This is a genomic window from Pseudomonas sp. MWU16-30317, assembly GCF_020515695.1.
Classification (GTDB): Bacteria; Pseudomonadota; Gammaproteobacteria; order Pseudomonadales; family Pseudomonadaceae; genus Aquipseudomonas.
Map to the genome: position 1 here is coordinate 557078 of NZ_JAIWJA010000002.1, position 13317 is coordinate 570394.

Consider the following 13317-nt stretch of genomic DNA (forward strand, 5'->3'; position numbering starts at 1 on the left):
ATCCGGTATGTCAGCCACATCAATGTGGCTGACACGATTTTGGCGGCAGGCCCGCTCGCACCGGGATGTATCAACCGCGGCGGCGCAGCGCCTCAATGCGTTCTTCCAGTGGGGGATGGCTCATGAACAGCCCCGCCAGACCATGCTTGAGGCCACCGTTGATGCCAAAGGCGGTCAGGGTATCGGGCATGGTCACTGGCAACCCCTGCTCGGCGCGCAGCCGCTGCAGGGCGCCGATCATTGCGGCCGTGCCAGCGAGACGGGCACCGGCTTCGTCGGCGCGGAACTCGCGTTTGCGCGAGAACCACATAACGATGATGCTGGCCAGGACGCCCAATACCAGTTCGGCGAAGATCGTCGCGATGAAATAGGCCATGCCCCGGCCTTCTTCATTCTTGAAGATGACCTTGTCGACGAAGTTGCCGATGATGCGCGCGAAGAACATGACGAAGGTGTTGACCACCCCCTGCACCAGCGCCAGGGTGACCATGTCACCGTTGGCCACATGGCCGATCTCATGCGCCAGCACCGCCTTGACTTCGTCGGGCGAAAACCGCTCAAGCAAGCCCTGGCTGACCGCAACCAGTGCGTCGTTGCGGTTCCAGCCGGTGGCGAATGCATTGGCCTCGTAGGCCGGAAAGATGCCGACTTCGGGCATTTTGATCCCGGCTTCACGCGACAGTTGTTCGACGGTCTGCAGCAGCCATTGTTCATGGCGCGTGCGCGGTTGGCTGATGACCTGGGTGCCCGTGCTCATTTTCGCCATCCACTTGGAGATGAACAGCGAGAACAGCGAGCCGGCGAAGCCGAACACAGCGCAGAAGATCAGCAGCTGATGGAGGTTGAGGTCAACGCCGTTAGCCGCCATCACCCCGTTGAAGCCGAACAGGCTCAGGGTGATGTTGGCAATCAACACGACCGCCAGGTTGGTGGCCAGGAACAGCAGGATGCGCATCATGGTTGTTACGTTCCTCACGGATAAAATAGGTAGCGTGCTCGGGTATATAAGGCGGATACCCGAACGATTCAACCAGCCGACTATTTCAAACTGTGTCCCGGTGAATTTTCTTACACCTTTGGAGGACGTTTCCTACAAGCGTGGCGCCCGCTGCAGGCGCTGTTCCGGGGCCTTACTGGCGATACGACTTGAGGAAATTGCCGATGCGACCGATGGCTTGTTCCAAGTCGTCGACGCGCGGCAGTGTGACCACGCGGAAGTGATCCGGCCATGGCCAGTTGAAGGCCGTACCCTGCACCACCAGCAGTTTTTCCGAGAGCAGCAGGTCGAGTACGAACTTTTCATCATTGAAGATCGGGCACACCTTGGGGTCGATGCGCGGGAAGGCGTACAGCGCCCCCATGGGCTTCACGCAGCTGACACCGGGGATATCGTTGAGCAGCTCCCAGGTACGGTTGCGCTGCTCCAGCAGGCGACCGTTGGGCAGCACCAGATCGTTGATGCTCTGGTAGCCGCCCAGCGCCGTCTGGATGGCGTGCTGGCTGGGTACGTTGGCGCACAGGCGCATGTTGGCCAGGATGTCGATGCCTTCGATGTAGCTCTGGGCGTTGTGCTTGGGGCCGGAGATGGCGATCCAGCCGGAGCGGAAGCCCGCGACGCGGTAAGACTTGGACAGGCCGTTGAAAGTCAGGCAGAGCAGATCCGGGGCCAGCGAGGCGGTGCAGATGTGCACGGCGTCGTCGTAGAGGATCTTGTCGTAGATTTCATCGGAGAACACCACCAGATTGTGCTGGCGGGCGATTTCCAGCATCCCCAGCAGCACCTCTTTGGAGTACACGGCCCCGGTCGGGTTGTTGGGGTTGATGATGACCATGGCCTTGGTGTTCGGCGTGATCTTGGCCTTGATGTCATCCAGATCGGGCCACCAGTTGGCCTGCTCATCGCACAGGTAGTGCACGGCATTGCCGCCCGCCAGGCTCACCGAAGCGGTCCACAGCGGGTAGTCCGGCGCCGGGATCAGGACTTCGTCACCGTTGTTGAGCAGCGCCTGCAAGGACATCACGATCAGTTCCGAGACGCCGTTGCCCAGGTAGATGTCTTCGATGCCGACACCTTCGACCTGCTTCTGCTGGTAGTACTGCATCACCGCCTTACGCGCGCTGAACAGCCCCTTGGAGTCGCTGTAGCCCTGGGAGGTGGGCAGGTTGCGAATCACGTCCTGGAGGATTTCCTCGGGGGCTTCGAAGCCGAACGGCGCCGGGTTGCCGATGTTCAGCTTGAGGATGCGGTGGCCTTCTTCTTCCAGGCGCTTGGCGTGCTTGAGCACCGGGCCGCGAATGTCGTAGCAGACGTTGGCAAGCTTGTTCGATTTGCTGAACTGCATGATGTGATCCCGAAAAGAAAAGACCGCCGCGACGACGCCGAAAAATGAAAATTTGAATGCGTGAAACGCGGGTGACAGACTGACGTCCAATAGATGCGCAATCATACGTGCCACCCGATCCGTGGAAAAGACACAGATCCGGGTTTTTCGACTGCAGAGGTGTACCTGTGAGCAAGATTGAAAAGACTCTCGAAGAATGGAAAGCCATGCTCGACCCCGAGCAATACAACGTCTGTCGCCTCAGCGCGACCGAGCGTCCATTCACCGGCAAATACAATGATGACAAGACCGATGGCGTCTACCACTGCATCTGCTGCGACGCATCGCTGTTCGATTCCAAGACCAAGTTCGACTCAGGCTGCGGCTGGCCGAGCTTCTACGCGCCGATCGGCAACGAGGCCATGACCGAAATCCGCGACGTCAGCCACGGCATGATCCGCACCGAGGTCAAGTGCTCCACCTGCGACGCGCACCTGGGGCATGTATTCCCTGATGGCCCGCCGCCTACCGGCTTGCGCTACTGCATCAACTCGGTGTGCCTGAACCTGGTCCCGCGGGAGGCTTGATGAGCACGGATCTGTTGAAAGTACCGTGCATCACTCTGGACGGTCAGCACCTGACCCTGGAAGCCTGGCGCGGCAAGGCCATTCTGGTGGTCAACACCGCCAGCCAGTGCGGCTTCACCCCGCAATACAAGGGCCTGGAGCAGCTCTGGCAGACCTACCGCAGCAAAGGCCTGGTGGTGCTGGGCTTTCCCTGCAACCAGTTCGGCCACCAGGAACCGGGCGATACGCTCGATATCACGCAATTCTGTGAAAAAAACTTCGGCGTGAGTTTTCCGATGTTCCGCAAGATCGATGTCAACGGTGAACTGGCCCATCCGCTGTTCGTCAAGCTCAAGGCGCAGGCGCCCGGTTTGCTGGGCACCCAACGCATCAAATGGAATTTCACCAAGTTCCTGATCGCGCCGGATGGTCAGCGAGTCAAGCGCTTTGCGCCGACCACCAAGCCGGAAAAAATCGCCAGTGAGATCGAAGCGCTGTTGCGTTGATCGCCCACGGATTCAGGACGCGTCCGGCACCCACTGGTCGATCAGGGTCATCAGTTCTTCGCGCCTGAACGGCTTGGCCAGGTAGTCGCTCATGCCCGCCGCGCGGCAGCGGTCGCGCTCCTCGGGCATGGCGTTGGCGGTCAGGGCGACGATCGGCAGCCTGGGCCAGCGGCCACTCTGGCGTATTCGCCGACTGGCCTCGTAGCCGTCCATCACCGGCATGTTGCAATCCATCAGCACCAGGTCGAAGTGGTGCAGCTCCAGCGCCTCCAGCGCTTCGCCACCGTGCCCGGCGACCATCACCTCACAGCCCAGTTTGCTCAGCATGCCTTTGGCCACCAGCTGGTTCACCGGGTTGTCCTCCACCAGCAGGATATTGGCTCGGCGTTGCGGCCCGGGCAGACCTGCGCGCGTGCCCGGCTCGCTCACTTCATCGCCCAGCAAGGTGCGACGCAAGGTTTGATACAAGGCGTTGCGCGCCAGTGGCCGGGCTTGCTGCTGCAGCGGCGACAGCGCAGTGGCTTGCTCGGTGGGCAGGAAGTTGCCGTAAGCGGTCACCAGCAGGATTTGCGCGCGCAGGACAGGGCGCAGGCTGAACAGATGATCGAGGTTGTCGGTAATCACCAGGTCGGCGCTGACGTCCTTGAGGCTCTGATCGGGGTCCTGACGGGTGACCTTGACGCCCCACAGCGGCAGCAAGGTGTTCAGCAGCTCGGCCAGTCCGCTTCCGGCCGCGCTGATGACCAGAACGTTACCCGCAAGCGGCGCAGGCCGTGTTGCCGGGGTGTGGGTCGGCAGGGGCAGCTCGGCGCAGAACTGACTGCCGAAGCCGGATTCGGAGCTGATAGTGAGGCGCCCGTGCATGGCCTCGCACAAGTTGTTGGTGAGCGCCAGGCCCAGCCCGGTACCGCCGAATTGTCGGGTAATGCCGGCGCCAGCCTGAGTGAATGGCTGGAATATCTTGATCTGGGCTTCCTGGGGGATGCCGATGCCGGTATCGCGAACTTCCAGGCGCACACCGCTGGCCTGCGCGGTGAGGCACACGTCGACGCGGCCGAAACGGGTGAACTTCAGGGCGTTGGACAACAGATTGCTGACGATCTGCCGAACCCGCGTAGGGTCGCCCAGCACCAGGGCCGGGAAGTCCGGATGGATCAGGCACGTCAGTTCGACGCCAGGGGCGGCATTCTGGGACAACAGGTTGGCGGTGTCCTCTACCAGCGCGCCCAGGTCGAACGGGATGCGCTCAAGCTCCAGCTGCCCAGCGTCGAACTTGGACAAGTCGAGAATATCGTTGAGCAGCTCCACCAGCACCTTGCCCGAGTCGTGGGCGATGGACAGTTGCTGGCGCTGCTCCGCGTTCAAGGGGCTGTCCAGCGACAGCGCAATCATGCCCAGCAGGCCGTTGAGCGGGGTACGAATCTCATGGCTCATGTTGGCCAGGAAGGCCGCCCGCGCCTGGGCCATGTCCAACGCCGTGCGGCGGGCGCGCTCGAGCTCTTCGTTGGATTGGCTCAGGCGCACGTTGCTGGCCTTGAGTTCGGTAGTGCGCGCCGAAACGATATTTTCGAGCTCGGCGAGGTAGTCGGTGAGGCGCTGTTCGGCGTCGCGGCGCTGTTGGATCTCGGTGGTCATGCTCACGAACTGCTGATTGGCGACCTTGACCAGCACGCCAATTTCATCATTCTGGTGGCCCGGCGGGCACTCCAGCTTGCTCGGCCTGCCCGCATGGGGATTGCTCTCGCTCAAGGCCTGGATGACCTTGACCAGCGGCTTGGTGAGGATGAAGTAGAACAGCACCAACAAGATGGCGGTGAGGATCAGCGTGCGCACGAAGCCGCTGAGCAGGGTCACCTCGGAGCGCGTCAGGAAGCGGTTGCCGATGGCATTGGTGTCGACCTCGATCGACAGCGTTCCCAGCGGCTGATTCGGCATGCTGGCCAGAAACAACGGCTCTTCGAAGCGCAGGCCAGCGCCGAACAGATAATCGCTGATCATCCGGTAGTCAGTGGACTGGCGTGGGCGACTGACGTCGGCCAGGACATTGTTATCATTGTCGATCAGTCGTGCGTTGATCACTGATTCGGAGCGCAGCAGGCCGCGGGTCAGTTCTTCGGCAAGTTCAGCGTCTATGGTATAGGCAATGCGCGAGGCGGGATCGTGGCTGACCTCGAGAAACGAGCGCATCTGGCGGTTGATGGCCTGATTGACGCTGGCATAATCGATAGCGATTTGTGCAAAGCTGAGCAGTGTCCCCAGAATAAAGCCGACGACAACGGTCAGTCTGGCCTGCTTGTAAGACAAGCGCTGGGTGAACTTAATATCCATGGTGGATGAGCCGATTTCCATTCCGTTGCGTAAGGCGCGCTACGCCGTTACCGAGTTTATATCGGCTTCGGCGACTTTTTAATACCGCTGCGCGCGCGTGCCAACGGCTTTTTTATATGTTTTTTTTCATGAGGAAAATGTGTGGACGCTCGATTGATGGCTTTTCTGGAGCGCGCCGAAGGCGTGTTGGAGCGGTTGGAGCCACTGCTGCCCGCATTACGTGGGTCGATCGACTGGCAGCAATGCCTGGCGGCCCGTTGGCAGCGCGAGGGGCGCACTGGCTATCTGCTGCCGCTGGACGTTAGCTTGGACATGCGCTTGTCGGATTTGATCGGTGTCGATCGCCAGCGCGAGCAGTTAACGCGTAATACCGAGCAATTCATCGCCGGTATGCCCGCCAACCACGCATTGCTATGGGGCTCGCGCGGCACCGGCAAGTCCTCGTTGGTGCGCGCGCTGCTGGCGGAGCACGCCAAAAGTGGCCTGCGTCTGATCGAGATCGAGCGCGATCACCTGGCTGACCTCCCTCGGGTGGTCGAGCAGCTTGCAGGGCTGCCTCAGCGTTTCGTGCTGTTCTGTGACGACCTGTCGTTCGAGTCTGGGGAGGGTGATTACCGAGTGCTCAAGAGCGTGCTCGATGGCTCGCTGGAGCAGGCCCCGGATAACGTCTTGCTGTACGCCACATCCAACCGTCGCCATCTGGTGCCGGAGAAAGAAAGCGACAACGAAAACTGGAAGCATGTCGATGGCGAACTGCACCCCAGCGAAGCGGTTGAGGACAAGATCGCGCTGTCCGATCGTTTCGGGCTGTGGCTGTCGTTCTATCCGTTTACCCAGGAACATTACCTCAACGTGGTCGAGCACTGGATCAGCGAGCTGGCACAAAAGGCCGGCCTGCAGTGGGCGCGCGACGAGCAACTGGATATTCTGGCGGCGCGCTGGGCCACCGGGCGCGGCAACCGCAATGGTCGCTGCGCCTATCAATTCGCCCGCTACTGGGTCGGCCTGCAATTGCTGGAGCAACGTTGATGATCGATTTGAATACGGCAGGGCAGGGGCTCGCCGGTTATGGCTTGCTGAAGGCGCAGTTGGAGGCGTTGTTCAGCGACGAGCGGGACTTTATCGCCAACGCCGCGCAATTTTCGGCGTTTCTGTACTCCCAGCTAGAGGATTTGAATTGGGCCGGCTTCTATCTGAACAAGAATGAAGAATTGGTACTCGGGCCGTTTCAGGGGCAGGTGGCTTGTGTGCGTATTGCCTTTGGTCGTGGCGTTTGCGGTGCCGCAGCGGCGACCCGGCAGACTCAGCGGGTCGAAGACGTGCATGAGTTTCCTGGGCATATCGCCTGCGACAGCGCTTCCAACAGTGAGTTGGTAGTGCCCTTGGTCAAGGAGGGGCGGCTGATTGGCGTTCTGGATCTGGACAGCCCGAAACTATCGCGTTTCAGCGCAGAAGATCAGGCGGGTATCGAGGCGCTGGCTGAGGTGTTTCTGCGGTTGACCGACTGCTAGGTTCCGCTCACGAAAAAGGGCCCGATGGCGGGCCCTGTCCAGTGCATCCCAATTATCAGTCGTAGATAACCTTCTTCATGCCTTCCTCCTCGGCCGCATTCAGTTCGTTCAGGCCCGCCGTCAGCTCGCTGGCGTCGTCGGCGTGTATGCGAGTGTTGGTAAGCACCATGTTGTTGGCGCGCTTGAGGAGCTTGTTCATGTAGTCCAGCTGCTCGCTATAAGCGGTCGGATCGGGTTGCTTCTTCAGATACTGCACGCCGCGCTCGAACGCCAGGCGTGCCTGGCCTGGTTGGTCGTCTTGAAAGGCCTGTTGCCCCAGGTTGTTGAAGAACTCGATGTGCAGCAGCACCAGCACGTGGCGAATCTGGTTGACCCAGAAACGTGATTCGGTCTGTTGCAGGTAGCCTTCCTGCGTCGCGCGGATCACCTGATGGTGCAACCCCTCAAGGTGATAATTGACTTCCTTGGCCTGGGCCTCGGTCATGATGGGCGGCGAGGCATTGGTGATGGTGATGTCCGGGCCCTTGGCGATCTCTGCTTCCAGTTCTTCCAGGCGACCCAGCAGCGCCTCGTTCTTTTTATCGAGCGCCAGGCTGCGCTGCACGATATTGAGCTCCAGTCGCGTCAGCAGCAGCTTCAAGTCCGCAGACATGAACTGCCCGGGGAACGCTTCACTTATCTGCCCACAGCGACGCAGGCGATCGGTGAGCTCGATCTTGAGGCGCACTCGTTCCACCTTGGCGGTTTCCACGGCGTTATTCAGAAAGCCGATGGCAATCAGAATGGCGACCCCGGCCAGAATCAGCAGGGCGATCATTAATGGCGTCACCGTTGGTACCTCGTCAGGTGTGTATGGCTTGAGTGTAGTGGCTTGCCGGTGGGCCGAAAAGCGCTGTCTATGGACGCTTTAATACTTCCTGTGTCGGCTGGTTGTTCCAATGGCTCAATGCCGCTGGCGACCGCTGGTCCGACGTATGAGGACGGTGAGGCAGGCCTGCCCGTGAATAATGCCTAAAACCGTGGCGAAGTCATTGATTTAAATAAATTTATAACAGGGGGTTGACGACCTCCCCAAGCATCCCTAGAATGCGCGCCACTTGCAGCGTAAAGCACACAGCAAAGCGCAGCAGGAAGTGAAGTTGTAGTGTGTCCCCTTCGTCTAGTGGCCTAGGACACCGCCCTTTCACGGCGGTAACAGGGGTTCGAGTCCCCTAGGGGACGCCATTGCGGGAATAGCTCAGTTGGTAGAGCACGACCTTGCCAAGGTCGGGGTCGCGAGTTCGAGTCTCGTTTCCCGCTCCATATTTAAACAATCTTGCCCTCGGGCAGGGTTGAGTGAAACCAGAACCAAGTCTTCGGAGGCGGATCTGGGCGCTGCGACACACACCATGTGTCACAGTTAGCGTGTCCCCTTCGTCTAGTGGCCTAGGACACCGCCCTTTCACGGCGGTAACAGGGGTTCGAGTCCCCTAGGGGACGCCATTTGCGGGAATAGCTCAGTTGGTAGAGCACGACCTTGCCAAGGTCGGGGTCGCGAGTTCGAGTCTCGTTTCCCGCTCCATATTTAATGAAAACGCCGCTCAGAAATGAGCGGCGTTTTTGTTTGTGCTTCAGGTAAGGGGCATTGCGCGTAGGGCAACCAGCTTGGCAGTGGTGGTCACGCTGGTGGCTTGGAGTTGCGAGTCCTTTACATACACGGCCAGCCGATTCGGCGTCGAGCACGGTGATGCTCTCGACGAGCGCCTGCCAATACCTGGCTCGAGCCGCAAAGCAGAGGTAGGAGTGATACACCACCCCCCGGCCCCCCTAGCGCTTAAGGCGAGATACTTGGTTGGGTTTAAAGGCAGTTGTGTCCAGCGTTTGGCATATGTGGCCTACAAAAAAACCAGTTGTAGGATTCGCCTGACATACACGACCGCCGTGATCTGGGACCCTTCTCCGCTACCGAAGTTGGCCAGCTGGTACAGCCTGGTTAATTCAAGAGCAGGGCCATGTAAGGAAGCGCTGGAGTAAAGGGGCGGTATAGCTGGAAGCGTGCGCGCTGCGTTGCGCAGCGGCACTTTTTGTTAGTCACCCGCAAGGGTCTGGGTTATGGGTGACTAACAAGCAGGTCAGTGCTTGCTCCCATCCACCGCCATCGCCAACAACTGCTTCTCCTGATTCCAATCAAACGGCTCATCATCCTGCTCCGCCTCATACCGACGCTCTTCCAGCGCTTGATACAAGGCGATCTCATCATCAGGCATGTAATGCAGGCAATCCCCTGCAAAGAACCAGAGCAAATCCCGCGGGATCAAGTGGGCAATCTGCGGATAACGCTGAATCACCTGACAGATCAGATCCTGACCCAGATATTGGCTTTCAATCGGATCAATCGGGAGCAGGGCGCGCAGTTCGTCGTAGCGTTCGAGGAAGAGCGCATGGCTCTCTTCCGGGACCTGATCCGCTTCACCCAGAGCGACCAGAATGGTACGCAGGTGATCCAGAAGCACCAGGTGGTGTTCGATGATTTGGGTGGCCATGGTGGGGTCCTCTTGAGCAAAACGGGCGCGGGAGTATAAGTCTCTGCGCGCCCGCTGTCGTCAGCGAATCCGCCCCTCGGTTGGGAGCAGCTCGTCTTTGCTGAAGTCGTCGACATCGATGACTTTGCGCCGAGCGACTTCCGCCAGGCGCAGTGCCTGGGCTTCTGCGGCCTGTAATACGCCCGCCTCCAGAGCTGTGTCGATGAGAGATTGGCCCGGTACGGGCTTGAGTTGTCCGGCCTTGGCAGCCTGATGCAGCTTCTTGTGCAGGGGTAGGGCGGCATTCAGTTGCGTCACTGCATCGTGCAAGGCGCCGACGGCATCTTCCGGGTCTTGCGGTTGGTAGCAGCCGGTCAGCAGTTCCTGCAGCGTCGCATCACCCGGGGCACGGCCGAGCACTTGTGCTACATCGGCATCCATTTTGTCGGTGGGGCCGGTATGACGACGGCCGAACGGGAAAACGATCCGGCGCAGCAGCCACCCCAGCACTGGGCTTGGGAAGTTGCGCATCAGTTGCTCGAGTGCGTGTTCAGCCTTGCCCAGGCTTTCTGCCATGGCCCAGCGCAGTAGCGGTTCCATGTGCTGCGGGGAACCGAGGTCGTGGTAGCGCTTGAGTGCCGCAGAGCCAAGATAGAGATAGCTCAGCACATCGCCCAGACGAGCTGACAGGCGCTCGCGGCGTTTGAGTTCGCCGCCGAGCAGCATCATGCTCAGGTCGGCGAGCATGGCAAACGCAGCGGCCTGACGATCGAGCGCGCGGAAATACACTTGGCTGATCGCATTGCCCGGGCGTCGTTCGAAGTGCCCTAGGCCGAGGTTCAGCGCAACGGTGCTCCCGGCGTTACTGAGGGCGAATCCGATATGCTTGAGTAGCAGCTGATCGAACTCCACCAGCGCCTGGCCTTGATCGGCCCGAGATGCGAGGGCCATTTCCTTCAGTACGAAAGGATGGCAGCGAATGGCCCCTTGGCCGAAGATCATCAGGTTTCGCGAGAGGATATTGGCCCCTTCGACAGTGATGAAAATCGGCGCGCCCTGCCAGTTACGGCCGAGGTAGTTGTTAGGGCCCATGATAATGCCCTTGCCGCCGTGTACATCCATGGCGTGGGTAATGCACTCGCGGCCACGCTCGGTCAGGTGGTATTTGAGGATGGCCGACAGTACCGAGGGCTTCTCGCCCAGATCGACCGCGTTGGCGGTGAGCATCCTTGCGCTGTCCATCAGCCAGGCGTTGCCACCGATGCGGGCCAGGGATTCCTGGATGCCTTCGAAGGCTGACAGCGGCACGTTGAATTGTTCCCGTACCCGAGCGTATTGGCCGGTCACCAGACTGGTGTACTTGGCGGCACCGGTTCCTACGGCGGGGAGCGAGATGGAGCGGCCCACGGACAGGCAGTTCATCAGCATCATCCAGCCCTTGCCGAGCGTGGCCTGTCCACCGATCAGGTATTCCAGCGGGATGAACACATCCTTGCCCGAGTTGGGGCCGTTCATGAAAGCCGCACCCAGGGGCAGGTGCCGACGGCCGATCTCCACGCCGGGTGTATCGGTCGGAATCAGCGCCAGGCTGATACCCAGATCGTCTTGTTCGCCCAGCAGGTGTTCAGGGTCGTAGGCCTTGAACGCCAGACCGAGCAGGGTGGCGACCGGTCCGAGGGTGATGTAGCGCTTCTCCCAGTTCAGACGCAGGCCGACGACCTCTTCGCCTTGCCATTGGCCTTTGCAGATGATGCCGGTATCAGGCATTGCACCGGCGTCGGAACCTGCCAGTGGGCCCGTGAGTGCGAAGCAGGGGATATCTTCACCCCGCGCCAAGCGCGGCAAATAATAGCTGCGCTGTTCGTCGGTGCCGTAATGCAACAGCAGTTCGGCCGGGCCGAGGGAGTTGGGCACCATTACCGTAGAAGCGAGGTCGCCGCTGCGGGTGGCGAGTTTCATCGCCACCTGTGAATGGGCATAGGCCGAAAAACCTTTACCACCAAATTCCTTGGGGATGATCAGGGCGAAAAAGCCGTTGGTCTTGATGTGCGCCCAGGCTTCGGGGGGCAGGTCCATATCCTGGCCGATCTGCCAGTCGCTGACCATGGCGCAGAGCTCCTCTGTCGGACCATCGATAAACGCCTGTTCCTCCTCGGTGAGCTGCACCTTGGGATAGTTGAGCAGTTGGTGCCAGTCCGGGCGTCCGCTGAACAACTCGCCATCCCACCACACGGTGCCGGCGTCGATCGCCTCGCGCTCGGTGACCGACATCGGTGGTAGCGTCTTGCGGAACCAGGCGAACAGCCGCGCGCTGAAAAGCTTGCGACGCAGATCGGGCAGCAATACGAATGCTGCGGCAGCAATCAGCAGAATCCACAGCACCGCCAATACCACTGCGCGGATGGCGCTATGGCCGGGGGTGAATATCCCCATAGCGATGAGATAGACCGCGACGATGCCCAGTGCCGGCACCGTATCGACCCGCCGATGGGCCAGCCAGGCAAGGCCGATGACCAGTACGACCAACCACAACAGCAGCATATGCATTCCTCCGTGACGACAGGTATGGCGACAGTGTAGTGACCCTGCGGGCTTCGGGGAGTTCGAGTGTTTCGGGATTTGTCCTGGTGAGCGTATTTACCGCCGACTACATCAGCAAAACGGCCTGAGGCACCAGCAAACTGCCCCCAGCGCCATCAATGCACTGCCAATGACACCCTCTGCGGGTGATCAATGCGAAATCAGGCCCAGGGCTGATGACGGCCAGCAGTGTTATCAGTTTACGCCGCATTGCTGAGACGAAAGCCGGCCACCCAGCATGTTCTCTGAACCCCACCCGGGTACACTGGTCGGATCACTTCACAAGGAGAACATCATGCTCAAGGTCTGGGGACGCGCCAATTCCAGTAACGTTCGCAAGGTACTGTGGTGCGCAGAAGAGTTAGGGTTGGCCTACGAGCGTATCGATGCCGGGGGCGCCTTTGGAGTGGTCAATGAGCCACGTTACCGAGCCATGAATCCCAATGGCCGCGTACCGGTTATCGAAGATGACGGTTTTGTGCTTTGGGAATCGAATGCCATTGTGCGTTATCTGGTGAATCGCGATGGCCAGGGCAGCGCGTTGCTGCCGATCGATGTGCGCCAACGTGCCAGCGCCGATCGCTGGATGGACTGGATGACCTCTTCCCTCGCCGGTCCGTTTCGCGATGTGTTCTGGGGTTTATTGCGGACCCCTCCGGCCGAACAGGACTGGGCGGCGATCAATGCCGCGCAGGACGTTTGCACGCAGTTGCTGGCCATGGTCGATCAAGCGCTGTCGACGCAGCCGTATCTGTCCGGCAGCGAGTTCGGCATGGGCGATATTCCCCTGGGCAGTTTTGCCTATGCCTGGTTCGAAATGCCCATCGAGCGCAAACCCATGCCGTATCTGGAGGCTTGGTACGAGCGGCTAAAGGCCCGGCCGGCTTATCGTTCGGCGGTGATGACCGCGTTGACCTGATAGCTACTATTAACAGGCGTCACTGTACTTGTGGCGTCGACCACGTCAGCATTGTCTTATTCGGCAACATCTACCGGGCGCAACG

11 protein-coding genes and 4 tRNA genes are annotated in these 13317 nt (G+C 60.1%); 9 read left to right on the top strand and 6 right to left on the bottom strand.

Features of this window, described 5'->3' with window-relative positions:
- Positions 1–70 precede the first annotated feature (70 nt).
- Together htpX and LIX93_RS07350 are read right to left on the bottom strand one after the other, a co-directional pair.
- Positions 71–958, bottom strand: coding sequence for a protease HtpX (htpX, locus tag LIX93_RS07345; RefSeq protein WP_226503347.1), 888 nt, complete (start codon positions 956–958; stop codon positions 71–73).
- A 172-nt stretch (positions 959–1130) separates the two neighbouring features.
- Positions 1131–2342, bottom strand: a complete 1212-nt coding sequence (locus LIX93_RS07350) for a pyridoxal phosphate-dependent aminotransferase (protein WP_226503348.1) — start codon at positions 2340–2342, stop codon at positions 1131–1133.
- A 167-nt stretch (positions 2343–2509) separates the two neighbouring features.
- Here LIX93_RS07350 and msrB point away from each other — a divergent pair, with 167 nt between their 5' ends.
- Positions 2510–2908, top strand: a complete 399-nt coding sequence (gene msrB, locus LIX93_RS07355) for a peptide-methionine (R)-S-oxide reductase MsrB (protein ID WP_226503349.1) — start codon at positions 2510–2512, stop codon at positions 2906–2908.
- Positions 2908–3393 carry a glutathione peroxidase gene (locus LIX93_RS07360; protein ID WP_226503350.1) on the top strand — a complete coding sequence of 162 codons (486 nt, stop codon included), beginning with the start codon at positions 2908–2910 and terminating at the stop codon, positions 3391–3393. The genes msrB and LIX93_RS07360 overlap by 1 nt, the downstream gene beginning before the upstream one ends.
- A 12-nt stretch (positions 3394–3405) precedes the next feature.
- On the opposite strand, the gene LIX93_RS07365 is transcribed toward LIX93_RS07360, so the two are convergent.
- On the bottom strand, positions 3406–5721 hold the full coding sequence (locus LIX93_RS07365; RefSeq protein WP_226503351.1) for an ATP-binding protein: 2316 nt from the start codon (positions 5719–5721) through the stop codon (positions 3406–3408).
- Between the two features lie 141 nt (positions 5722–5862).
- Here LIX93_RS07365 and LIX93_RS07370 point away from each other — a divergent pair, with 141 nt between their 5' ends.
- Together LIX93_RS07370 and LIX93_RS07375 are read left to right on the top strand one after the other, a co-directional pair.
- Complete coding sequence (locus LIX93_RS07370; RefSeq protein WP_226503352.1) at positions 5863–6750, top strand: ATP-binding protein; 888 nt, start codon at positions 5863–5865, stop codon at positions 6748–6750.
- Positions 6750–7232 carry a GAF domain-containing protein gene (locus tag LIX93_RS07375; RefSeq protein WP_226503353.1) on the top strand — a complete coding sequence of 161 codons (483 nt, stop codon included), beginning with the start codon at positions 6750–6752 and terminating at the stop codon, positions 7230–7232. The genes LIX93_RS07370 and LIX93_RS07375 overlap by 1 nt, the downstream gene beginning before the upstream one ends.
- 55 nt (positions 7233–7287) lie before the next feature.
- Here LIX93_RS07375 and LIX93_RS07380 read toward each other — a convergent pair whose 3' ends face one another.
- Entirely contained in the window at positions 7288–8061 is a 774-nt protein-coding gene (locus LIX93_RS07380; protein WP_226503354.1) for a hypothetical protein, read from the bottom strand.
- Between the two features lie 319 nt (positions 8062–8380).
- Here LIX93_RS07380 and LIX93_RS07385 point away from each other — a divergent pair.
- From LIX93_RS07385 to LIX93_RS07400, 4 genes are all read left to right on the top strand, one after another.
- Positions 8381–8456, top strand: a tRNA-Glu gene (locus tag LIX93_RS07385).
- A gap of 2 nt (positions 8457–8458) precedes the next feature.
- Positions 8459–8534, top strand: a tRNA-Gly gene (locus LIX93_RS07390).
- Between the two features lie 104 nt (positions 8535–8638).
- Positions 8639–8714: transfer RNA gene (locus LIX93_RS07395), tRNA-Glu, on the top strand.
- 3 nt (positions 8715–8717) lie between these two features.
- A tRNA-Gly gene (locus tag LIX93_RS07400) sits at positions 8718–8793 on the top strand.
- 550 nt (positions 8794–9343) lie between these two features.
- On the opposite strand, the gene LIX93_RS07405 is transcribed toward LIX93_RS07400, so the two are convergent.
- Positions 9344–9754 (bottom strand): PA2817 family protein, encoded by a 411-nt coding sequence (locus tag LIX93_RS07405; protein WP_226503355.1) that lies wholly within the window; start codon positions 9752–9754, stop codon positions 9344–9346.
- 60 nt (positions 9755–9814) lie between these two features.
- The gene (locus LIX93_RS07410) at positions 9815–12274 is read right to left on the bottom strand and encodes an acyl-CoA dehydrogenase (protein ID WP_226503356.1); all 2460 of its coding nucleotides are present in this window, start codon (positions 12272–12274) and stop codon (positions 9815–9817) included.
- Between the two features lie 334 nt (positions 12275–12608).
- Between LIX93_RS07410 and LIX93_RS07415 the strand changes: the two genes are divergently transcribed.
- A complete protein-coding gene (locus tag LIX93_RS07415) occupies positions 12609–13232 on the top strand; it encodes a glutathione S-transferase (RefSeq protein WP_226503357.1) in 624 nt (207 codons plus the stop codon).
- Positions 13233–13317 lie beyond the last annotated feature (85 nt).